Source organism: Pseudomonas sp. GW822-FHT04C11 (genome assembly GCF_058800905.1).
On sequence record NZ_JBXAMS010000018.1, the window covers coordinates 45617 to 68729 of the forward strand.

The window sequence follows — 23113 nt, forward strand, 5'->3', positions numbered from 1 at the left end:
GATCGTTACTGCCGGTGGCGGCTTTTTATTTTTCATCGCCCGGCAGTAATTGTTCGATTCCACGGGTCAATGGGATGCCTTTTGATCCAGGTAGCGGCGCTCGCCAGGCCGCTCAACCAGACTCGCCGGGCCTTATTCCCTGCGCCCGCGAGCCTGCTTTCACAATTTGTCAGGTGGTTTTATGGACAGCATCAACAGCCGCATCGCCGAGGAACTCGGTGTACGCCCACAACAGGTCGAAGCGGCCGTCGCGCTACTCGATGAAGGCTCCACGGTGCCCTTCATCGCCCGCTACCGGAAAGAAGTGACCGGCAGCCTCGATGACACGCAATTGCGTCATCTGGAAGAGCGTCTGCGCTACCTGCGAGAACTCGACGAACGGCGCATCAGCATCCTTGCCAGCATTGAAGAGCAAGGCAAACTGACCCCGCAACTCGAACGCGATATCAAACTCGCCGACACCAAGACCCGCCTCGAAGACTTGTACCTGCCGTACAAGCAAAAACGCCGCACCAAGGGCCAGATCGCCCTGGAGGCCGGCCTTGGCGAACTGGCCGACGGCCTGTTCAACGACCCGAACCTGACGCCAGACACCGAAGCCGCACGCTTCGTCAACGCTGAAAAAGGCGTGGCGGACGTGAAAGCGGCCCTCGAAGGCGCCAAGTACATCCTCATGGAACGCTTCGCCGAAGACGCCAACCTGCTCGACAAGTTGCGCAGTTACCTGAAGCAGGAAGCCACCCTCAGTGCCCGCGTGATCGCCGGCAAGGAAGAAGAAGGCGCCAAGTTCCGCGACTATTTCGAACACGACGAACCGCTGAAAAGCATGCCATCGCACCGCGCCCTGGCGATTTTCCGTGGCCGCAACGAAGGCATTCTCAGCTCCGCACTGAAAGTCGGTGACGAGCTGCCGGGCACCATGCACCCGTGCGAGGGCATGATCGGTCAGCAATTCGGCATCGCCAACCAGAACCGCCCAGCCGACAAATGGCTCGGTGAAGTGGTGCGCTGGACCTGGAAGGTCAAGCTCTACACCCACCTGGAAACCGACCTGCTCGGCGAGCTGCGCGACGGCGCCGAGACCGAGGCGATCAACGTGTTCGCGCACAACCTGCACGACTTGCTGCTGGCCGCTCCCGCCGGCCCACGTGCCACGCTGGGCCTGGACCCGGGCCTGCGCACCGGTTGCAAGGTGGCGGTGGTCGACGCCACCGGCAAGCTGCTGGATCACGCCACGGTTTACCCGCACGTGCCGCACAACAAGTGGGACCAGACCATCGCCGTGCTCGCCGCCCTGTGCGCCAAGCACTCGGTGGACCTGATCGCCATCGGCAACGGCACTGCCAGCCGTGAAACCGACAAGCTCGCCGCGGACCTGATCAAAAAATACCCGGCGATGAAAATGACCAAGGTCATGGTCTCCGAAGCCGGCGCTTCGGTGTACTCGGCCTCGGAACTGGCCTCCAAGGAATTCCCGGACCTCGACGTGTCGATCCGTGGCGCGGTGTCGATTGCCCGTCGCTTGCAAGACCCGCTGGCCGAGCTGGTGAAAATCGATCCGAAATCCATCGGTGTCGGCCAGTACCAGCACGACGTGTCGCAGTTGAAACTGGCGCGTGGCCTGGACGCGGTGGTCGAGGACTGCGTGAACGCCGTTGGCGTCGACGTGAACACCGCCTCCGTTGCGCTGCTGGCCCGCATTTCCGGCCTCAACGCGACCCTGGCGCAGAACATCGTGACCCACCGCGATGAAAACGGTGCGTTCAAAACCCGCGCTGCCTTGAAGAAAGTCGCCCGTCTCGGCGAAAAGACCTTCGAACAGGCCGCCGGCTTCCTGCGCGTGATGAACGGTGACAACCCGCTGGACTCCTCCGCGGTTCACCCGGAAGCCTACCCGCTGGTGCAGCGCATCGCCGCTGAAACCGACCGCGATATCCGTTCGCTGATCGGCGACGCCGCTTTCCTCAAGCGTCTCGATCCGAAGAAGTACACCGACGAAACCTTCGGTCTGCCAACGGTCACCGACATCCTGCAAGAACTGGAAAAGCCGGGCCGTGACCCGCGTCCAGAGTTCAAGACTGCCGAGTTCCAGGAAGGCGTCGAAGACCTCAAGGACTTGCAGCTGGGGATGATCCTCGAAGGCGTGGTGACCAACGTGACCAACTTCGGTGCCTTCGTCGATATCGGCGTGCATCAGGACGGTTTGGTGCATATCTCCGCGCTTTCGGAGAAATTCATCAAGGATCCGCGTGAAGCGGTTAAAGCCGGTGACGTGGTCAAGGTCAAGGTCATGGAAGTCGACATCCCGCGTAAACGTGTGGGTCTGTCGATGCGCATGAGCGACACCCCGGGTGAGAAGATCGACGGCGCTCGTGGCGCGCGTCCAGGTTCAGCGCCGCGTCAGTCTTCGAACCCTGCACCGCGTAAAGAAACCACGGCAGCCGCTCCAGGCAACAATGCCATGGCGTCGCTGTTCGCCAATGCCAAGCAGCTGAAGAAACGCTGATGGAAATCCCTGCGGGGTTGACCGAAAGCGCTTTTTTCAAGCTGCTGGGTTGCCGCTTGCACAGTCTTGAGGTCGGGGTGGCGCAAGTCGCCCTGGCGCTTGAGCCGCAGCTGCGTAATCGCGGCGGCAAGCTGCACGGCGGGGCGTTGTTCAGTCTGGTGGACATTGCCATGGGGCTGGCTTGTTCCAGTTCCCATGGTTTTGACCAGCAGAGCGCGACCATCGAGTGCAAGATCAACTACATCCGCGCCGTGGCTGAAGGCGAGGTGATGTGCACGGCGCGGGTGATTCACCCGGGCCGGCGCACGCTGGTGGTCGAAGCCGATGTGATGCAAGGCGACAAACTGGTCGCAAAAGCACAAGGCACGTTCGCTGTCCTGTAGATGCGCATCATCAATTTGAGTTAATTTCGGCGCTGCGAAAGCTGCGCCGACGTTTCTTCGTGCGCGATAGCCAGTTTCAGGGATGGAGTATTGGCCTTTGCGAGTGGGTCATTGCAGCTCGATAATGAGGCGAAAACGCCAGTTTTAACTTCACCCTTGTAGACCGTCCTGCCCACCCCCATATTGGGGCGACTGACGCGTGAAGGAATCCAACTTGAGCGAACTTCTCAACCGCCGCCTGGCTCTGCTCGGCGAGCGCGCTAACCTCTCTCTGCTCGAACAGTGTCTTCACGGCATCGAACGTGAATGCCTGCGCGTGACGGGCGAAGGTCGCCTGGCGCAAACGCCGCACCCTGAAAGCCTGGGTTCCGCGCTGACCAACGAACAGATCACCACCGACTATTCCGAGTCGCTGCTGGAGTTCATCACGCCTGCCCTGCCGGACCCTGCGGACACGCTGGCGAGCCTGGACAAGATTCACCGTTTTGCCTACAGCAAGCTCGGCAACGAGTACCTGTGGAGTCCGTCGATGCCGTGCCCGCTGCCGGCCGAGGAAGATATCCCGATCGCCTACTACGGCACCTCCAACATCGGTCAGCTCAAGTACGTCTACCGCAAGGGCCTGGCCCTGCGCTACGGCAAGACCATGCAGTGCATCGCCGGGATTCACTACAACTTTTCCCTGCCGGAAAAGCTCTGGCCGCTGCTCAAAGAGGCTGAAGGCTTTGTCGGCACCGACCGCGACTATCAGTCGGCGGCCTACATCGCGCTGATCCGCAATTTCCGCCGCTACAGCTGGCTGCTGATGTACCTGTTCGGTGCCTCGCCAGCGCTGGACGCCGGTTTCCTGCGCGGTCGCTCCCATCAGTTGGAGCAATTTGACGCCGAAACCCTGTACCTGCCGTACGCCACCAGCCTGCGCATGAGCGATCTGGGTTACCAGAGCAACGCGCAAGCCGGGCTGACGCCGTGCTACAACGACCTGAACAGCTACACCGACAGCCTGCGCAAAGCGGTTGCCACGCCGTACCCGCCGTACGTCGAAATCGGCACGCACCAGGACGGTGAGTGGGTTCAGCTCAATACCAACATCCTGCAGATCGAAAACGAGTACTACTCCAACATCCGCCCGAAACGCGTGACCTACACCGGCGAGCGGCCGATCCAGGCGCTGATGGCCCGTGGCATTCAGTACGTTGAAGTGCGCTTGCTGGACATCAACCCGTTCATGCCGATGGGTATCGACTTGCCGGAGGCACGTTTCCTCGACGCATTCCTGCTGTATTGCGCGCTGAACGACAGCCCGTTGCTGACCACCACCACCTGCGGCAACGCCACCTCGAACTTCCTCAGCGTGGTCAAGGAAGGTCGTCGTCCGGGCCTGCAATTGCAACGCGATGGCCAGTCGGTGGACATGAAGGAGTGGGCCAGCGAGCTGCTGGAAAAAATCGCCCCACTGGCGGCACTGCTCGACCAGAGCCACGGTGGCGACGCCCACAGCAAAGCCCTCGACGCGCAACGGGCAAAAATCCGCGACCCGTCCCTGACCCCTTCCGCGCAGGTGCTGGCAGCGATGACCGAGCACAAGGAAAGCTTCGCCCAGTTCTCCCTGCGTCAGAGTCAGGCGCACGCCGAGTTCTTCCGCAGCGAGCCGCTGCCTGCCGAAGAGCAGGCGCGCTTTGAAGAACTGGCGCGCTCGTCGCTGGCCCAGCAAACTGAGCTTGAGCAGAACGAAGTCGGCGATTTCGACGTGTTTGTCGGGTCGTATCAGGCGAGCATTCTGGCGATCAGTAACTAGATATACACCTCTGTGGCGAGGGAGCTTGCTCCCGCTGGAGTCCGAAGGACTCCCAATTCCAGCGATAGTGTTTTACCTGATAAAACCCGTCGCTGATTTTGCGTCTGCTTCGCAGACGAGCGGGAGCAAGCTCCCTCGCCACAATGCTGTACACAGGTCGCTGTCAGGTTTTTCCGCTCATAAGCTCATTCGAAAAAGTTATTTATTTTCGAATTCTTAGATCATTTAGTCTCATCACTCGCCGAAACCCCGGCCGCCTGATGAGGACTTTCATGATGAAACTGCACTTCCCCCTTCGCCTCCTGGCGGCCGCGTCCCTGGCTGCAGCGAGCTTTTTCGCTCAGGCGGCAGACGTCACCGTCGCCTACCAGACCACCGTCGACCCAGCCAAAGTCGCCCAGGCTGATGGCAGTTACGAAACCGCCACCCACGCCAAAATCGACTGGCGCAAGTTCGACAACGGAGCCGACATCATCGCCGCCATCGCCTCGGGTGATGTGCAGATCGGCTACCTCGGCTCCAGCCCGCTGACGGCTGCAATCACCCGCAAGGTTCCGGTCGAAACCTTCCTCATCGCCACCCAGATCGGTGCCGCCGAAGCACTGGTGGCCCGCGATGGTTCCGGGATCAAGACCCCGCAGGACCTGATCGGCAAGAAAATCGCCGTGCCATTCGTTTCCACCGGTCACTACAGCCTGCTGGCCGCGCTCAAGCACTGGAACATCGACCCATCAAAAGTCCAGATCCTCAACCTCGCGCCGCCGGCAATCATTGCCGCATGGAAACGCGGTGACATCGACGCCACCTACGTGTGGGACCCGGCACTGGGCGTTGCCAAGGAAAACGGCAAGGTGCTGATCACTTCCGGCGAACTGGCCAAGTTCGGCGCGCCGACCTTCGATGCGTGGATCGTGCGCAAGGATTTCGCCGAGAAGCACCCGGAAATCGTCAGTGCCTTCGCCAAAGTCACCCTCGACGCCTATGCCCACTACCGCAAGGACCCGCAAGCCTGGCTGGCGGATAAGGGCAACGTCGACAAACTGGTAAAACTCTCCGGCGCCAAGGCCAGCGACATCCCGTTGCTGCTGCAAGGCAACGTCTACCCACTGGCGGCTGATCAGGTGATCACCCTCGGCGCGCCGACCACCAAGGCCATCACCGACACCGCGGCGTTCCTCAAGGAACAAGGCAAGGTTGAGGCTGTGCTGCCGGACTACGCCCCTTACGTCAGCGCCAAGTACATCACTAATTGATCGGGAGTTGACCGCGATGGCCTTGCTTCAGCTGGAGCGCATCAGCGCACAGTACCCCGGCACTGCCGAACCGGTGCTGGCGGACATTTCCTTAAGCCTTGGGCCCCAGCAATTGCTGGTCGCCCTCGGCCCGTCCGGCAGCGGCAAGACCTCGCTGTTGAACCTGATCGCCGGCTTCGTCGAACCCAGCGCCGGACGCATCACCCTTGACGGCGTGCCGGTCAAAGGTCCGGGCGCCGAGCGTGGCGTGGTGTTCCAGGACGACGCGCTGCTGCCCTGGCAGGACGTGTTGGCCAATGTCGGTTTCGGTCTGGAACTGGCCGGTGTACCGCGTGATAAACGCGAAGTCCGTGCCCGGGAAATGCTCGCGCTGGTCGACCTCGCAGGCTTTGATGCGCGCCGCATCTGGCAGCTCTCAGGCGGTCAGAAACAACGTGTCGGCCTGGCCCGCGCACTCGCTGCCGACCCACGCGTGCTGCTGATGGACGAACCCTTCGGCGCCCTCGACGCGTTCACCCGCGAACAGATGCAGGAACTGTTGCTGCAAGTCTGGCGACGCACCGCCAAACCGGTGTTCCTGATTACCCATGACATTGAAGAAGCAGTATTCCTGGCCACGGATCTGATTCTGTTGGCGCCCAACCCTGGGCAAATCGTCGAGCGCCTGCAGCTGGATTTCGGTCAGCGTTACGCCGCTGGCGAATCGGCTCGGGCGATCAAATCCGACCCACGCTTTATCGAAACCCGCGAACACGTACTCGCCCGTGTGTTCTCCCAACGCAGCGCCGCCCAGCGGCAGGAGCGCGCATGAGCAGTTATGAAATCCCGGCCACGACGGCCAGCCCCACCAGCCCATCGACGCTGATTCCGCTGCGTCGCAGCCTCGGCACACGCTGGATCAGCGTACTGACGCTGATCGCTTTGCTCGCGGTTTGGTGGGCTGTTACCGCCAGTGGTCTGATCGAGCCGTTGTTCCTGCCACCGCCGGCGGCTGTCCTGCAAAAAGGCTGGTTGCTGGCGACCACGGGCTATATGGACTCGACCCTCTGGCAGCATTTGGGCGCAAGCCTCAGCCGGATTGGTCTGGGCCTGGGCTTTGCAGTCCTGACCGCCGTGCCGGTCGGTATCGCCATTGGTCACAACCGCATCGCACGCGGCGTTCTCGACCCGCTGATCGAGTTCTACCGGCCGATACCACCGTTGGCCTATCTGCCGTTGATCGTGATCTGGTGCGGCATTGGTGAGCTGTCCAAGGTGTTGCTGATCTATCTGGCGATCTTCGCCCCGATCGCCATCGCCACCGCGACTGGCGTACGCACCGTCGACCCCGCCAAATTGCGCGCCGCTCAGTCGTTAGGCGCGACCCGGGCCCAGCTGATTCGCCATGTGATTTTGCCAAGTGCCTTGCCGGACATTCTGACCGGCGTGCGTATTGGCTTGGGCGTGGGTTGGTCGACGCTGGTGGCTGCCGAGTTGATCGCCGCCACCAGCGGCCTGGGCTTCATGGTGCAGTCGGCCGCGCAATTTCTGGTCACCGATGTGGTGGTGCTGGGGATTCTGGTGATCGCGCTGATCGCCTTCGCCATGGAAATGGGCCTGCGAGCGCTGCAACGCAAACTGGTGCCGTGGCATGGCCAGGCGCATTGAGACGTTTTTTTAAGCACTGACTACGCCGACAGTTCGGCGCCCGAATTGAAGAGAAAGCCATGAGCAGCCTGACCGTCACCCCACTCAGCACCGCCCTCGGCGCGCAGATCAGCGGCGTCGATATCTCCCAGCCGCTGAACCTCGAACAGCGCGATGCGATCGAGCAGGCACTGCTCAAGCACCAAGTGCTGTTCTTCCGCGAGCAGCCGATCAACCCACAGCAGCAGGCACGCTTCGCGGCGAATTTCGGCGACCTGCATATTCACCCGATCTACCCGAATGTACCGGAACAGCCAGAAGTGTTGATCCTCGACACCGCTCATACCGATGTGCGTGACAACGCCGTGTGGCACACCGACGTGACCTTCCTGCCGACCCCGGCCCTTGGCGCGGTGCTCAGCGCCAAGCTGTTACCGGAGTTTGGTGGCGACACCTTGTGGGCCAGCGGTATTGCGGCGTACGAAGCCCTGTCGACGCCTCTGCAAAACCTGCTGCAAGGCCTGACCGCGACCCACGATTTCGTCAAATCCTTCCCGCTGGAGCGCTTTGGCACCACGCCTGAAGCCTTGGTTCAGTGGGAGGCCGCCCGCAAGAAAAATCCACCGCTGTCGCATCCGGTGATCCGCACGCACCCGGTGAGCGGGCGCAAGTCGTTGTTCGTCAATGAAGGCTTCACGACGAAGATCAATGAGCTCTCGGAAACCGAAAGCGAGGCGATTCTGAAGCTGCTGTTCGCCCATGCTACCCGGCCGGAATTTACCATTCGCTGGCGTTGGCAGGAGAACGACGTGGCGTTCTGGGATAACCGCGTAACCCAGCATTTTGCGGTGGACGACTACCGGCCGGCACGGCGGGTGATGCACCGGGCGACGGTGTTGGGGGATGTGCCGTTTTTCAGATGAGATGATCGTTCCCACGCGGGTGCGTGGGAACGATCATTACGGGGTTATTCCGCCGTCGAAGGCTTCTCCCACAAATTGATCCCGCCCTCCTGGGCAAAGCGGTCAATTTCTTCCAGTTCCTCAACGCTGAAGCTCAAGTTTTTCAACGCCCCGACGTTCTCGATAATCTGCTCTGGTCGGCTCGCGCCTATCAGCGCTGAGGTCACACGCGGGTCGCGCAGTGTCCAGGCCAGGGCCATTTGCGCCAGGCTTTGGCCACGGCGCTTGGCGATTTCGTTGAGGGCGCGCACCAGGGCGATGTTGGCATCGGACAGGTGCGAGGCTTGCAACGAGTCACCGCCCGGACGATTGACCCGTGCATCTTTGGGTACGCCGTTGAGGTACTTGTCGGTCAACAACCCCTGAGCCAACGGCGTGAAGGCAATCACACCCGCGCCGAGTTCATCGGTGGCGTCCAGCAGATCCTTTTCCACCCAACGGTTGAGCAGGTTATAGGCCGGCTGGTGGATCAACAGCGGGACCTTCCACTCTTTCAGCAGTGCAGCCATTTCGCGGGTTTTCGCCCCGGAATACGACGAGATACCGATGTACAGCGCCTTGCCCTGCTGCACGGCGGTGGCCAGCGCACTAGCGGTTTCTTCCAGCGGAGTGTCCGTGTCGAAGCGGTGGGAGTAGAAAATATCCACATAGTCGACGCCCAAGCGTTGCAGACTCTGGTCGAGGCTGGCCAGCACGTATTTGCGCGAGCCACCGCCCTGGCCGTAAGGGCCCGGCCACATGTCCCAACCGGCCTTGCTGGAGATGATCAGCTCGTCGCGGTACTGCTTGAAGTCTTCGCGCAGCAAACGGCCGAAATTGATCTCGGCACTGCCGTACGGCGGGCCGTAGTTGTTGGCCAGGTCGAAGTGATTGATACCCAGGTCGAAGGCAGTACGCAGCAAGGATCGCTGGGTATCGATCGGCGTGCTGTCGCCGAAGTTGTGCCACAAGCCCAGCGACAGTGCCGGCAGCACCAGCCCGCTGCGACCGACGCGGCGGTAAGGAATGGAGTCGTAACGATCAGCAGCAGCGGTGTAAGTCATCGAGCCCTCTCTTGTTATGAGCGACGAAGTCGTCAGCGTTGCCCAGCATACGCTCAGGCAACGCATTCAAAACGGGGAGTTCGACTAAATGCTGAAACGTTTCATACAGTTCTTGATTTGGTCCTTACGCCGACAGTTCGCGCAGGGCCGCTGCTGCCAGAAACCCGGATCTTGAGTTGTACCGTTGATCGCGTCTGACCGTCTGATCAATGCGCTCCAGCAACTGCTCTGGCAACGTTGCATTGAAACGCACGGACTTGCCGAAATACGGCGTCACATCAAACTCGACCACTGCCCAAACACCTCCCGCGTAATCCGGGTTTTCGAAGTGCTCGTCGATCTCGCGCACCTGCGGCAACGGATCGCCATCAGCGACCAGTCCTTCGTAATGCAACGCCAGCGCTTCTTTAACGTTTTCGAGCGCCTGCGCCACCGTTCCACCTGCTGAGAAACAACCCGCAACGTCGGGGATGATCACGCCGTAATCTGAGTCGGCATCCTTGTGCAGTACGACTGGGAATTTCATGGGAATAGGCCCTTCCAATCCGCCCCCATCGGGGCGTTGATCGATATTCTCCAGGCTCATTTCAAGCCCGCCTGTTTCAAAATGCTGTTGATTGTTCCCCTTGTCGTCAGCATCTGCTGCGACTTTACCCGGCAAAGGGACACCCCAATACACACCATACACACTCGGTTAAATATTAGCCCATCGCAAACACCCGAACTCGTGGCGACATGTGTCGGTTGTGCGGGCAGAACATCGACACCGGCATTGGAGGTGCCCGCCAGTGGGTTGGTTTAAGCGCCATTGTGCTAAACGGCGCCTATGCTCGGTATGACAAATACCGACTCAGGAGCACACTTCATGCACACCACGATCATCATCACCTTCGGCCTGGTCTTGCTGGCGCTGATGCTGTTCATCGGTGAAAAGCTCGGCTTCAGCCGCCAGACCCTGACCTACAGTTTCGTCGTCCTGTGGCTGGCGCTGACGGTGATCAACGGCGCTATCGGCATGATCACCGCCGGGCAACCGCTAATCTCCGAATTGATGGTGGGCTTCATGGTGTTCAGCGTACCGGTGGCCGCTCTGGTGTTGTTCATGACCTTGAACATCGCCTGAGCACCACCGGCCTCGATCAGCGCACCAGATGCAGGAACTGCATGTGTCGCTCGTACTGATCGAGGATGTCGTTGATGATTTGCTCCTTGGTGTAGCCCACCAGATCGTAATCCTGACTGCCTTCGCTCAGGTGCACTTCAGCCCGGTAGTAGCGACGGTTGTTGAGCTCTTTGGAGCCCATCCCGCCACGGGCGAAGGACGGTGTGAAGTAACCGCGCATTTGCGCCTGGTAGATGAACGGATGCTGCTCACCGTGACCAATTTCCAGGCTGACACTGTCGTTGGCCGGGTCCGGTTGGGTGACTACGTTCAAGCCTTTTTCAGCGAACACCGCCGTCACTTCTTCAATCGCCGGACGCACCGTCGTGTCGAGAAAACGGTACACCTCGTCACGCGACGGAAAGTGCACAGCCTGACTCAGACGCTGACGCCAGCCACCCTTACCGCGCCGTGACGACGCCGAGACCGGCGCCAACGAATGCAACTGGGCGATCTGCTTTTGCGATTCGAGGTAGAACGCCTTGTGCAGCCCCCACATCATCAGCAACAGAATCAGCGAGAACGGCAACGAGGTCAGTACCACCGCTGACTTCAACGAGTCGATGCTGCCGGCAAACAACAATGCACTGGTGACCAGCGCGGTCATCGCGCCCCAGAACACCCGCAACCATTTCGGCCCGTCTTCATCGGCGTTACCGCCCTTGGCCGACAGCGTCGAGAGCACCACGGTGCCGGAGTCGGCCGAGGTGACGAAGAACACGAAGCTGATGAACACCGTAACGGCGATCACCGTTTTACTCCATGGGTAGGTTTCCAGCAGCAAGTAGAGGGTCATCGACGGGTTCTCGATGGCCGACAGGCCAAGGGCACTCATGCCGTGGTTGAGTACCTGGTCGATGGCGCTGTTACCGAAGATCGACATCCACGCCAGGGTGAAGCCGAGCGGAATCAACAGCACACCGAAGACGAATTCACGGATGGTCCGACCACGGGAAATACGTGCGATGAACAGGCCCACGAACGGCGACCACGCGATCCACCAGGCCCAGTAGAACACCGTCCAGCCGCCCAGCCAGTCGCTGGGTTTGTCATAGGCATAAAGGTCGAAACTCTTCATCGGCAAGGCGCCGAGGTAATCGCCGAGGTTCTGGATCAGAGTATTGAGCAGGTGCTGGGTAGGGCCGGCGAACAACACGAACAGCAACAGCGCACAGGCCAGCAGCATGTTGATGTCGGACATCACCCGCACGCCTTTATCGACGCCGGCGACGGCAACGATGATCGCCGCGCCCATCATCAGCGTGATCAGGCCGACCTGAATCCACTGGGTGTGGGCAATGCCGAACAAGTAGTCGAGGCCGGAGTTGAGGTGCAACACGCCGAAACCCATGTCAGCGCCCAGACCGAACACCGTGGCGATGATGCCGAAGCCATCCACCGCGTAACCGATCGGGCCGTTGATGCGTTTGCCGATCAGCGGATAAAGCGCCGAGCGCAGGGCCAGCGGCAGGTTATGCCGATAGGCGAAATAGGCCAGCGCCATGCCGACAAACGCGAACACGCCCCAGCCGTGGAGGCCCCAATGCAGAAACAGCACCTGCATCGCCTGGCGTGCCGCATCGGCCGTGCCGGCCTCGCCCTGCGGCGGTTGCAGCATGTGCGTCAGCGGTTCAGAGACGCAGAAGAAAAACAGCGTGATGCTGATCCCGGCGGCGAACAACATGCCGGCCCAGGACAGGTAACTGAATTCGGGCTCGTCGTGGTCGGCACCGAGCTTGATCTTGCCGTAGCCGGACAAGGCGGTGACCACCACGAAGACCAGATACAGGGTCATCGCCAGCATGTAGTACCAGCCGACCGTGTTGGCCGCCCAGTTTTGCGCCGCCAGCAACCAGGCGCCGGACTCTTGCGGGAAGGCGATGACCACTAGGCCGAACAGTAAAATGAAGGTCGCCGCGAAGTAGAACACCGGCGGATTCATGCGGATCTGGCCGCTTGGAGGGGTGAACGATGCACTCATGAAACGTGCACCTCGAGGGGGTAAAACGTGGCTGTCAATAACGGACTCAGCAAAGGCTAGCCTCCTGTTGTGAGCGGGCAGCGAACCACCGGTTTAACTTGAATGAACGTTCAAGTTAAACATGGATAGGCTGTGAGGACTAATCGCGAGGTTCGGCGGTACGTCTGTGGCGAGGGAGCTTGCTCCCGCTGGGACGCGCAGCGGCCCTAAAAACATAGAAGCTGACGACTGCTTCGCCCGAACGCGGACCGGCCGACGGGAGCAAGCTCCCTCGCCACAAAAATGAGTGCCTTCACGCCAGCTCAAGGAGGGAATGGCTGGAACTATCATCAGCCTCAGGGCTTACTTCTGCGTCCCGTCATCATGCTGCAAGTTCGCCTGGGTCAAATTGCATCCGGCCGGTACGCTGCGAGTCAGCCAGACGTTGCCGCCGATGGTCGAGCCCTTGCCGATGGTGATCCGCCCGAGGATGGTCGCACCGGCATAGATCACCACATCGTCTTCGACGATCGGATGGCGCGGATGGCCTTTCTGCAACTGGCCGTCTTCATCAGCCGGGAAGCGTTTGGCGCCGAGGGTCACGGCCTGGTAAATGCGTACCCGCTCGCCGATGATCGCGGTTTCGCCGATCACCACGCCCGTGCCGTGGTCGATGAAGAAGCTACGGCCGATCTGCGCGCCCGGGTGAATGTCGATGCCGGTGGCCGAGTGCGCGATTTCCGCACTGATCCGCGCCAGCAATGGCAGCCCGGCGCGGTACAAATGGTGGGCCAGACGATGGTGAATCACCGCCAGAATCCCCGGATAGCACAGCAGCACTTCATCGACACTGCGTGCTGCCGGGTCACCGTGATACGCCGCCAGTACATCGGAATCCAACAGGCTGCGCAGACCTGGCAAGGCCAGGGCGAAATCCTGGATCAGGCTGATCGCCCGCGCCTCGACTTCGGTATCGACCTGGGCGCTTTGTCGCGCGACATAGCGCAGCTCCAACCGCGCCTGAGCCAGCAGCGCGTTCAGCGCCACATCCAGCGTATGCCCGACGTAAAAGTCTTCGCTCTCTTCACGCAGATCCACCGGGCCCAGGCGCATCGGGAACAGCGCACCGCACAATGCTTCGAGAATCTCCGCCATCGCCGCACGCGATGGCAGCTCACGCCCGCCCTGCTCGCCGCTGATACGACCGTTCTGCGCACGCCACTGGTCGCGGGCAGTGCGCAGTTGGCTGACGATAGTCTGTAATTGCCAATGGCTGGAACGCTGGCTCACGGTAAAACTCCTCACGTGCGGCGGCCGGACAGTAAGGCCGCCTGAACGGAGTTCACTTTACGGTATGCGCTCAAAGCGGAATTAAGAACGAATAGTGCTGTATTAAGCACTTTTTGGCATAAGCGACATTGTCGGTTGCCCGAGCAAATCGGCCTGCCTATAGTCCAGTCATCTCCCACAACCCGTGCGGCCCCATGATCAAACAACAGCTGGCTCGTTTTAATCGTCTGGACCTTCTTGCCAATGCTACCGCGCTGGAAAAACTCGAACGCTTGTCGGCCTGGCTAGGGCGTGATGTCTACGTCAAACGTGACGACCTGACACCGCTGGCCATGGGCGGCAACAAGCTGCGCAAACTCGAATACCTCGCCGCCGACGCGCTCGCGCAAGGTGCCGATACGCTGATCACCGCTGGCGCCATCCAGTCCAACCATGTGCGTCAGACGGCAGCGCTTGCCGCCAAACTGGGCCTGGGCTGCGTCGCCTTGCTGGAGAATCCGATCGGCACTGATGACAGTAATTACCTGGGCAACGGCAATCGCCTGCTGCTGGACTTGTTCGATGCCAAGGTCGAGCTGGTAGAGAACCTCGATAACGCCGACCAACAGTTACAAGCCCTGGCCGAGCGTCTGCGCAGTAACGGCAAAAAACCTTATCTGGTGCCGATTGGCGGCTCCAACGCCTTGGGCGCGCTGGGCTATGTACGAGCCGGACTGGAGCTGGCCGGGCAAATCGAGGACAGCGGCCTGGAGTTCGCCGCCGTGGTGCTGGCTTCGGGCAGCGCCGGGACTCACAGCGGTCTGGCGTTGGCGCTGAGCGAAGTACTGCCGGACTTGCCGGTGATCGGCGTCACCGTTTCGCGCAGCGACGAAGACCAGCGGCCGAAAGTCCAGGGCCTGGCCGAGCGCACTGCCGAACTGCTGGGCGTGAACCTGCCGGCGAGTTTCAAGGTGCAATTGTGGGACGAGTATTTCGCTCCGCGTTACGGCGAGCCGAACGCTGGAACCCTCGCTGCCGTCAAGTTGCTGGCCAGCCAGGAAGGGCTGTTGCTCGACCCGGTCTACACCGGCAAGGCCATGGCCGGCTTGCTCGACGGTATCGGCCGGCAGCGCTTCAATGACGGCCCGATCATCTTCCTGCACACCGGAGGTGCGCCGGCGTTGTTTGCCTATAGCTCGGCGTTTTGAGCCAGCCGGAAAAAGATCTTCTGTGGTGAGGGAGCAAGCTCCCTCACCATAGGAATTACACGAAGCATTTATATTCCAATAAAGAATAACAAGCTGAATTTATATTATTTTCACATCTAAAAGCCTCGTCATATAGTCGCGCCGCAGGCGCAATTGCCGCGAGACGCATACGCTGCTTTTAGGGCACGATGTTGCAGCCGTTCAATTCTCGGTTTTGCCTGCTTCTCCAAAAAACGTCTTCATAAAAAACACAGGGGCTTGTCATGAATTTTTCCGCATTTCGTCGAAATCTGCTGGTGGGCTCGTTGGGCCTGGTACTCGGTGCTGGCCTGTTGGGGCAAGCGGTGGCCGGTGAGCAGCTGCAAAAAATCAAGGAAGCCGGCGTGATCAACGTCGGCCTGGAAGGCACTTATCCACCGTTCAGTTTCGTCGATGCCAACGGCAAACTGGCCGGCTTCGAAGTGGAGTTCTCCGAAGCCCTGGCCAAAGAGCTGGGCGTGAAGGTCAAACTGCAACCGACCAAATGGGACGGCATCCTCGCGGCGCTGGAATCCAAGCGCCTGGACGCAGTGATCAACCAGGTGACGATCTCCGAAGAGCGCAAGAAGAAATATGACTTCTCCGAGCCTTACACCGTTTCCGGGATTCAGGCGCTGGTGCTGACGAAGAAGGTTGCGGAGCTGAACATCAAGACCGCCGCCGACCTGACCGGCAAGAAAGTCGGTGTAGGCCTGGGCACCAACTACGAACAGTGGGTAAAAACCAATGTGCCGGGTGCTGAAGTCCGCACCTACGAAGATGATCCGACCAAGTTCCAGGACCTGCGCGTTGGCCGCACCGACGTCATTCTGATCGACCGCCTCGCCGCGCTGGAATACGCCAAGAAGGCCAAGGACACCACCGCCGCTGGCGAAGCGTTCTCCCGTCAGGAAGCCGGCATTGCCCTGCGCAAAGGCGAGCCTGAGCTGCTGGCTGCGGTGAACAAGGCCATCGACAAGCTGCGTGCCGACGGTACGCTGAAAAAGCTTTCGGAAAAATACTTCAGCGCTGACGTCACCCAATAATGGAAGAAGCTTTCCAACTCGCACTGGACTCCGCGCCCTTTTTGCTCAAGGGCGCGTATTTCACGGTCATCCTCAGCCTGGGCGGGATGTTCTTTGGTCTGTTGCTGGGGTTTAGCCTGGCCTTGATGCGCTTGTCGCGCTTCAAGCTGGTGAGCTGGATCGCCCGCATCTATGTGTCGTTCTTTCGCGGCACGCCGTTGCTGGTGCAACTGTTCGTGATCTATTACGGCTTGCCGCAATTGGGTATCGAACTTGATCCGCTGCCAGCGGCCTTGATCGGCTTCTCGCTGAACATGGCTGCCTACGCCTGCGAAATCCTCCGTGCCGCGATCAGTTCCATTGAGCGCGGCCAATGGGAAGCCGCTGCCAGTATCGGCATGACCCGCGCGCAAACCCTGCGCCGGGCCATCCTGCCGCAAGCTGCGCGAACGGCGTTGCCGCCACTGGGCAACAGCTTCATTTCGCTGGTCAAGGACACCGCGCTGGCGGCGACCATTCAGGTGCCGGAACTGTTCCGTCAGGCACAGCTGATCACCGCCCGTACCTTCGAAATTTTTACCATGTATCTTGCCGCCGCACTGATCTACTGGGTGCTTGCAACGGTGCTCTCGCACCTGCAAAACCAGTTGGAAGAGCGGGTCAATCGGCACGACCAGGAGTCCTGACCCCATGATTGTCGTGGAAAAACTGACAAAGCAGTTCAAGGGTCAAGTGGTGCTCAATGGCATCGATCTGAAGGTTGAAGAAGGCGAGGTGGTGGCGATCATCGGACCTAGCGGCTCGGGCAAGACCACCTTCCTGCGTTGCCTGAACTTTCTTGAAGAACCCACCAGCGGCCGGATCAAGGTCGGCGACATCGAGATCGATGGCAGCCGCCCGCTGAACCAGCAGCAGAGCCTGGTGCGCCGGTTGCGCCAGCATGTCGGTTTCGTGTTTCAGAACTTCAATCTGTTCCCTCATCGCACGGCCCTGGAAAACGTCATCGAAGGCCCTTTGGTGGTGAAGAAAATGCCAAAGGACCAAGCATTGGCGCTGGGTCGAAAACTGCTGGCCAAGGTCGGCCTGGCAGGCAAGGAAGACGCCTATCCGCGCAGGCTGTCCGGTGGGCAGCAACAGCGCGTGGCAATCGCCCGGGCGCTGGCCATGGAGCCGGAAGTGATCCTCTTCGACGAGCCAACCTCGGCGCTCGATCCGGAACTGGTCGGCGAAGTGCTGGCGGCCATTCGCAGTCTGGCCGAAGAAAAACGCACGATGGTCATCGTTACCCACGAAATGAGTTTTGCTCGTGATGTGGCGAACCGGGTGGTGTTTTTCGACAAGGGCGTCATCGTCGAACAAGGTGAAGCAAAGGCATTGTTTGCCAATCCAAAAGAAGAACGAACCCGACAATTCCTCAACAAGTTCCTCAACTCCTGAAGTTAACAATCACCATCAGAAATAGAGTAAGCACTGTCAACTTCCACGGAAGGAAGTGACATTTATCACACCACTTGACTCGTCTCACCCGCCTCCCGCCGATTTCCGTAATTAATTAATCACCCCAGTCGAAAGCGGTATATAGATACCTCCTGCAACATCCTCCCGCCACGTAACCTCCAACACACTCAGACTGATTCAATGCCGAAAAACACTGGAAACACTGGCTCACAAATCGAGCGCACCCAGGAAAAAGCCGAACAGCATGTCCATCGATCGCTAATTAGAGGTAGGAAATATCTGAATAGCCTGGCATTCCCACGTTCTCAACTTGCGTCTATTGACACCCCGTCGACCACTCCCTTATCTAGTCGCTAACAGGCATTTCACAGTACTTGAATATAGTTAATCGCCTACTACCCTAACGCCTTCGACACTTCCGAAATGGACTTCGCTGCGATGTTTCAAGGAGAACACACATGACTTGTATGTCGAACAAAGTTGAACTGGCGGCTCCCGGCCTGACGCAGTCGCCCGGCTCTGCCATCAACATCACTTCCGCGGCTTACCTGCTGATCGAAATACCACCTTATGCCGGTATGGACGAAGGTGATCTGATCGAACTGTTCTGGGATAACTGCTATGTGGCCTCAAAGGTGCTCAACCGCGCAGAAGTCGGTCAGCCACTCAACCTGCGGATTCCCGAGAGTTTTATCCGCAACGGCAGCTCGCGTATCCACTACCGGCTCATGCAAGTCGGGCAAGGCCCGGCGCTGTCCGCGGCGAAACAGCTCCAGGTCAAACTCGACTGCCCGGGTGGTCAGCCACACACCCTGTGCGCAGATGAAAACCAGCACCTGGAGCCATTGGGTATTCCCGAGATGATTCGCCGTCACGGGGTCAATCCGAACCAGATCAAACGTGGCGTGCCACTGATCATCGAACCTTATCTGAACATGGCGGCTGATGATGAAATCACCCTGCGCTGGGGCGATGTGCGCATGGACCTGCCCAAGATCAAACCCGGCGAAGTCGGCCACCCGATCAACGTCTGGGTGCCGCCCTCAGTGATTCTTGAAGCCGGTGAAGATAACCGGCTGGAAGTCACCTACTGCATCCTCGATCGCGTCGGTAACAACTCGCGCTGGGCGCCGGCACGCACCTTGAAAGTCGGCTGCGCCAATACCTACCTGAAAGTACCGGCCAGGAAGTGCTGAAGGCCCCTGCCCCCTGCGACCGATGAGATCCCTGTAGCAGCTGGCGCAGCCAGCTGCTACAGGGTTGCGTTTACATCCGCCCATGCGAACAACCACAGGGCTGATGACACCCTTCTATGCATATTCCTAAAAGTTAGTTCATTAATTTTTTATACGCGTTTAGGGTATATGAACCGGACCACCGGACATTCTTGATTTTGATTTCGCCGCACGCTGCGGCTTATCCATGAGATGTGAGGTAGGTATGGTCAGGAACATAATCACCCCGGTGCAAATCGCCAGGGCATTGCGTGCAGCCAAGGAGCGGCGCTGATGTCTAATCTGGCAGATGCAAACGTTCAGAGTGATCTGGACATTCCCCCGCTGTTGTTGCCCGCACACGTTTTGCGCAATGACGCACAAGCCCTCGAAGCAGCCCGTGAACTCGCTCAGGTCGCCCGCTTGCAAGCCGCTCGACGCGATCAACAGCGCAAGTTGCCCTGGGCGGAAATCGAACAATTCACCCGCAGTGGCCTGGGCAGTATTGCCATTGGCAAAGCGTTCGGCGGCCCCGAGGTTTCATTCGTCACCATCGCTGAAGTCTTCGCGATCATTTCCGCGGCCGACCCGGCACTCGGGCAAATCCCGCAGAACCACTTCGGGATTCTCAACCTGCTCCAGCACACCGCCAACGAACGGCAGAAAAAGCAGCTGTTCCAGAGCGTGCTCGACGGCTGGCGAATCGGCAACGCAGGCCCGGAACGCGGCACCAAAAACACCCTGGAGCTCAAGGCCCGCATCACCGCCGACGGTGATGGCTACGTCATCAATGGTCAGAAGTTTTACTCCACGGGCGCGCTGTTCGCGCACTGGGTCGCAGTCAAGGCACTCAACGACGACGGCAAGCAAGTCATCGCTTTCGTCCGTCGCGGCACTCCGGGGCTGCGCATCGTCGACGACTGGTCGGGCTTCGGCCAGCGCACCACGGCCAGTGGCACCGTGCTGCTGAACAATGTGCGGGTCGATGCTGATCTGGTGGTGGAAAACTGGCGGATCAACGACAGCCCGAACATCCAGGGCGCCGTGTCACAGCTGATTCAAGCCGCCATCGACGCCGGCATTGCCCGCGGCGCCATCGATGACGCCATCAGCTTCGTTCGCGAACGCGCACGGCCGTGGATCGACGCCAACGTCGAACGCGCCAGCGATGACCTCTACGTGATTGCCGACATCGGCAAACTGAAAATCGAACTGCACGCTGCCGAAGCGCTACTGCGCAAAGCCGGAAAAGTGCTCGATCAAGTCAGCGCCGCGCCGGTCACCGCCGAATCCGCCGCACGCGCCTCGATTGCCGTCGCCGAAGCCAAGGTGCTGACCACCGAAATCTCGCTGCTGGCCAGCGAAAAGCTCTTCGAGCTGGCCGGCAGCCGCGCCACCCTTGCCGAGTTCAACCTCGACCGCCACTGGCGCAACGCACGCGTGCACACCCTTCACGATCCGGTGCGCTGGAAATACCACGCCGTGGGCACTTATCACCTGAACGGCACTTTACCCGCACGACATTCCTGGATCTGAACGACCAGAACACTTTTGACCAGATCTCTGGAGAAACACATGACTCTTTCTCACCCCGTCGCGGTCATCACCAGCGATGAGCAAGCCCTTGTCGTCGCCAGCGATCTGGCCGAAGACTTCAAACGCGACAGCGCCCTGCGCGACCGTGAGCGACGCCTGCCCTACCCCGAACTGGAAGTCTTTTCGCGCTCCGGCCTGTGGGGCATCAGCGTGCCCAGGGAATACGGCGGTGCGGGGGTTTCCAACGTCACCCTGGCCAAAGTCATCGCACTGATCGCCCAGGCCGACGGTTCGCTGGGGCAGATCCCGCAGAACCACTTTTATGCCCTCGAAGTGCTGCGCGTAAACGGTACATCCGAGCAGAAAAAACGCCTGTACGCCGAAGTCCTCGCCGGTCAGCGCTTCGGCAATGCACTGGCCGAACTCGGGACCAAAACCGCTCTCCACCGGGTCACCAGCCTGACTCCCGATGGCAACGGTTTTCGCATCAACGGCCGCAAGTTCTACTCCACCGGGGCGATCTACGCACAACGGATTCCGACCACGGTGGTCGATGAAAACGGCGTCCAGCAACTGGCCTTCGTCCCGCGTGACAGCCAGGGCCTGACGGTCATCGATGACTGGAGCGGCTTCGGCCAACGCACCACCGGCAGCGGTTCGGTGGTGTTCGAAGACGTCTACGTCTCGGCAGACGACGTGATCCCGTTTCAAAGCGCCTTCGAACGTCCGACCCCGGTCGGCCCGCTGGCGCAGATTCTCCACGCGGCCATCGATACCGGCATTGCTCGCGCTGCCTATGAAGACGCGCTGCATTTCGTGCGAAGCAAAACCCGCCCGTGGATCGACTCCGGCAATGACAACGCCACCGAAGACCCGCTGACGATCAAAAGCTTTGGCCACCTGAGCATTCGCCTGCACGCGACGGAAGCACTGCTGGAGCGTGCAGGAGAATTCCTCGACCGCGCCCAGGCCGACACCAACGCCGAAACGATCGCGGCGGCCTCGATTGCCGTGGCCGAAGCGCGCGCCATCAGCACGGAAATCTCCCTGGCGGCCGGCAGCACGCTGTTCGAACTGTCCGGCAGCCAGGCCACCCTCGCCGAGCACGGGTTGGATCGTCACTGGCGCAACGCCCGCGTGCACACCCTGCACGACCCGGTGCGCTGGAAGTACCACGCAATTGGCAACTACTACCTCAACGATGAAAACCCGCCACTGCGAGGGACTATTTGATGCCCTCGCCTCTGACAAAGAAAAAAAAGATCCTGCTCAATGCCTTCAACATGAACTGCATCGGGCACATCAACCACGGCCTGTGGACTCATCCACGGGACAACTCGACCCAGTACAAGACGGTCGAGTACTGGACCGAACTCGCGCAGTTGCTGGAGCGTGGCTTGTTCGACGGGCTGTTCATCGCCGACATCGTCGGGGTGTACGACGTCTATCAGCACTCGGTCGATGTGCCGCTCAAGGAGTCGATCCAGTTGCCGGTCAACGACCCGCTGCTGCTGGTGTCGGCCATGGCCGCGGTGACCAGGAACCTCGGCTTTGGCCTGACCGCCAACCTGACGTATGAGCCGCCGTACCTGTTCGCCCGGCGCCTGTCGACCCTCGATCACCTGAGCCGTGGCCGGGTCGGCTGGAACATCGTCACCGGCTATCTCGACAGCGCCGCCAAGGCCATGGGCCTGAACGAACAGATCGAACATGACCGACGTTACGACCAGGCCGATGAGTACCTTGAGGTGCTGTATAAACTCTGGGAAGGCAGTTGGGAAAGCGATGCGGTGATCAACGACCGCGAGCAGCGGGTCTACGCCCAACCGAGCAAAGTGCACAAGGTCGAACACCACGGCGAGTTCTATCAGGTCGAGGGTTATCACCTCTGCGAGCCCTCACCGCAGCGCACGCCAGTGCTGTTTCAGGCCGGCAGTTCGGATCGCGGCCTGGTGTTCGCCGGGCAACACGCCGAGTGCGTATTCATCAGCGGCCAGAACAAGGCCACGACCAAGGTGCAGGTGGACAAGGTCCGCGCCAGCGCCACCGCTGCCGGGCGCAACCCCGAGGACATCAAGGTCTTCATGGGGCTGAACGTAATCGTCGGTGCAACCGAGGAGCTGGCCTGGGCCAAGCACGCTGAATACCTGAGCTACGCCAGCGCCGAAGCCGGGGTGGCGCATTTCTCGGCGTCCACCGGGATCGACTTTTCCGAATACGAACTCGATGAACCGATCCAGTACGTGAAAAGCAACGCCATCCAGTCCGCCACCAAAAACCTGCAAAACAACGACTGGACCCGACGCAAGTTGCTGGAGCAACACGCCTTGGGCGGCCGCTACATCACCGTGGTCGGCTCGCCTGAACAGGTCGCCGATGAGCTGGAATCCTGGATCGCGGAAACCGGTCTGGACGGCTTCAACCTGACCCGCATCGTTACCCCGGAAAGCTACGTCGATTTCATCGACCTGGTGATTCCCGAGTTGCAACGCCGCGGGTCGTACAAGACCGCTTATGACGAAGGCTCCTTGCGCGAAAAGCTGTTTCACGCGCAGGCGTATTTGCCCGAGCAACACACAGGATCCACCTACCGACACTAACCGTTGTGGCGAGGGAGCTTGCTCCCGCTCGACTGCGCAGCAGTCGCGCAACCTCCTGCCGAGTTTTAACAGGCACGCCTCATTGAATGGTT

General features: G+C 60.1%; 20 protein-coding genes. 16 read left to right on the forward strand and 4 right to left on the reverse strand.

What is annotated here, in order from left to right; genetic code table 11:
• Nucleotides 1-181: 181 nt before the first annotated feature.
• The 7 genes from AC1RJ3_RS24410 to tauD all read left to right on the forward strand — a co-directional run bounded on the left by AC1RJ3_RS24410 (nt 182) and on the right by tauD (nt 8489).
• Nucleotides 182-2506, forward strand: coding sequence for a Tex family protein (locus AC1RJ3_RS24410; RefSeq protein WP_103318267.1), 2325 nt, complete (start codon nt 182-184; stop codon nt 2504-2506).
• Nucleotides 2506-2889, forward strand: coding sequence for a PaaI family thioesterase (locus AC1RJ3_RS24415; protein ID WP_054595093.1), 384 nt, complete (start codon nt 2506-2508; stop codon nt 2887-2889). Before AC1RJ3_RS24410 ends, AC1RJ3_RS24415 begins: the two co-directional genes overlap by 1 nt.
• 214 nt (nt 2890-3103) lie before the next feature.
• Nucleotides 3104-4687, forward strand: coding sequence for a glutamate--cysteine ligase (gene gshA, locus AC1RJ3_RS24420; protein ID WP_427543386.1), 1584 nt, complete (start codon nt 3104-3106; stop codon nt 4685-4687).
• Between the two features lie 275 nt (nt 4688-4962).
• Nucleotides 4963-5940, forward strand: coding sequence for a taurine ABC transporter substrate-binding protein (gene tauA / locus AC1RJ3_RS24425; RefSeq protein WP_429539539.1), 978 nt, complete (start codon nt 4963-4965; stop codon nt 5938-5940).
• A gap of 16 nt (nt 5941-5956) precedes the next feature.
• Nucleotides 5957-6751, forward strand: a complete 795-nt coding sequence (gene tauB / locus AC1RJ3_RS24430) for a taurine ABC transporter ATP-binding subunit (RefSeq protein ID WP_427543389.1) — start codon at nt 5957-5959, stop codon at nt 6749-6751.
• Nucleotides 6748-7587, forward strand: coding sequence for a taurine ABC transporter permease TauC (gene tauC / locus AC1RJ3_RS24435; protein WP_347928592.1), 840 nt, complete (start codon nt 6748-6750; stop codon nt 7585-7587). Before tauB ends, tauC begins: the two co-directional genes overlap by 4 nt.
• A 59-nt stretch (nt 7588-7646) precedes the next feature.
• Entirely contained in the window at nt 7647-8489 is an 843-nt protein-coding gene (gene tauD, locus AC1RJ3_RS24440; RefSeq protein WP_493080956.1) for a taurine dioxygenase, read from the forward strand.
• Between the two features lie 44 nt (nt 8490-8533).
• Here the strand turns inward: tauD and mgrA are convergent, their stop codons facing one another.
• Nucleotides 8534-9571 carry an L-glyceraldehyde 3-phosphate reductase gene (gene mgrA, locus AC1RJ3_RS24445; RefSeq protein WP_493080958.1) on the reverse strand — a complete coding sequence of 346 codons (1038 nt, stop codon included), beginning with the start codon at nt 9569-9571 and terminating at the stop codon, nt 8534-8536.
• Between the two features lie 124 nt (nt 9572-9695).
• Complete coding sequence (locus AC1RJ3_RS24450; RefSeq protein WP_145019516.1) at nt 9696-10097, reverse strand: type II toxin-antitoxin system HicB family antitoxin; 402 nt, start codon at nt 10095-10097, stop codon at nt 9696-9698.
• 339 nt (nt 10098-10436) lie between these two features.
• Between AC1RJ3_RS24450 and AC1RJ3_RS24455 the strand changes: the two genes are divergently transcribed.
• Nucleotides 10437-10694, forward strand: coding sequence for a hypothetical protein (locus AC1RJ3_RS24455; protein WP_054595087.1), 258 nt, complete (start codon nt 10437-10439; stop codon nt 10692-10694).
• Between the two features lie 16 nt (nt 10695-10710).
• Here the strand turns inward: AC1RJ3_RS24455 and betT are convergent, their stop codons facing one another.
• Nucleotides 10711-12675, reverse strand: coding sequence for a choline transporter BetT (gene betT / locus AC1RJ3_RS24460; RefSeq protein WP_162491283.1), 1965 nt, complete (start codon nt 12673-12675; stop codon nt 10711-10713).
• A gap of 381 nt (nt 12676-13056) precedes the next feature.
• The gene (gene epsC, locus AC1RJ3_RS24465; RefSeq protein ID WP_054595085.1) at nt 13057-13983 is read right to left on the reverse strand and encodes a serine O-acetyltransferase EpsC; all 927 of its coding nucleotides are present in this window, start codon (nt 13981-13983) and stop codon (nt 13057-13059) included.
• 194 nt (nt 13984-14177) lie between these two features.
• Between epsC and AC1RJ3_RS24470 the strand changes: the two genes are divergently transcribed.
• From AC1RJ3_RS24470 to AC1RJ3_RS24505, 8 genes are all read left to right on the forward strand, one after another.
• A complete protein-coding gene (locus tag AC1RJ3_RS24470) occupies nt 14178-15170 on the forward strand; it encodes a D-cysteine desulfhydrase (RefSeq protein WP_493080961.1) in 993 nt (330 codons plus the stop codon).
• 263 nt (nt 15171-15433) lie between these two features.
• Nucleotides 15434-16234, forward strand: a complete 801-nt coding sequence (gene tcyJ / locus AC1RJ3_RS24475; RefSeq protein ID WP_493080963.1) for a cystine ABC transporter substrate-binding protein — start codon at nt 15434-15436, stop codon at nt 16232-16234.
• Nucleotides 16234-16899 carry a cystine ABC transporter permease gene (gene tcyL, locus AC1RJ3_RS24480; protein WP_054595082.1) on the forward strand — a complete coding sequence of 222 codons (666 nt, stop codon included), beginning with the start codon at nt 16234-16236 and terminating at the stop codon, nt 16897-16899. Before tcyJ ends, tcyL begins: the two co-directional genes overlap by 1 nt.
• A 4-nt stretch (nt 16900-16903) precedes the next feature.
• Nucleotides 16904-17650, forward strand: coding sequence for an L-cystine ABC transporter ATP-binding protein TcyN (tcyN, locus tag AC1RJ3_RS24485; protein ID WP_019691207.1), 747 nt, complete (start codon nt 16904-16906; stop codon nt 17648-17650).
• A 479-nt stretch (nt 17651-18129) separates the two neighbouring features.
• On the forward strand, nt 18130-18867 hold the full coding sequence (locus AC1RJ3_RS24490) for a hypothetical protein (RefSeq protein WP_493080966.1): 738 nt from the start codon (nt 18130-18132) through the stop codon (nt 18865-18867).
• A 312-nt stretch (nt 18868-19179) separates the two neighbouring features.
• A complete protein-coding gene (locus tag AC1RJ3_RS24495; protein WP_493080968.1) occupies nt 19180-20421 on the forward strand; it encodes an SfnB family sulfur acquisition oxidoreductase in 1242 nt (413 codons plus the stop codon).
• A 39-nt stretch (nt 20422-20460) separates the two neighbouring features.
• Nucleotides 20461-21654 (forward strand): SfnB family sulfur acquisition oxidoreductase, encoded by a 1194-nt coding sequence (locus tag AC1RJ3_RS24500; RefSeq protein ID WP_347928587.1) that lies wholly within the window; start codon nt 20461-20463, stop codon nt 21652-21654.
• Complete coding sequence (locus tag AC1RJ3_RS24505; protein ID WP_493080970.1) at nt 21654-23021, forward strand: LLM class flavin-dependent oxidoreductase; 1368 nt, start codon at nt 21654-21656, stop codon at nt 23019-23021. Before AC1RJ3_RS24500 ends, AC1RJ3_RS24505 begins: the two co-directional genes overlap by 1 nt.
• Nucleotides 23022-23113: the final 92 nt, after the last annotated feature.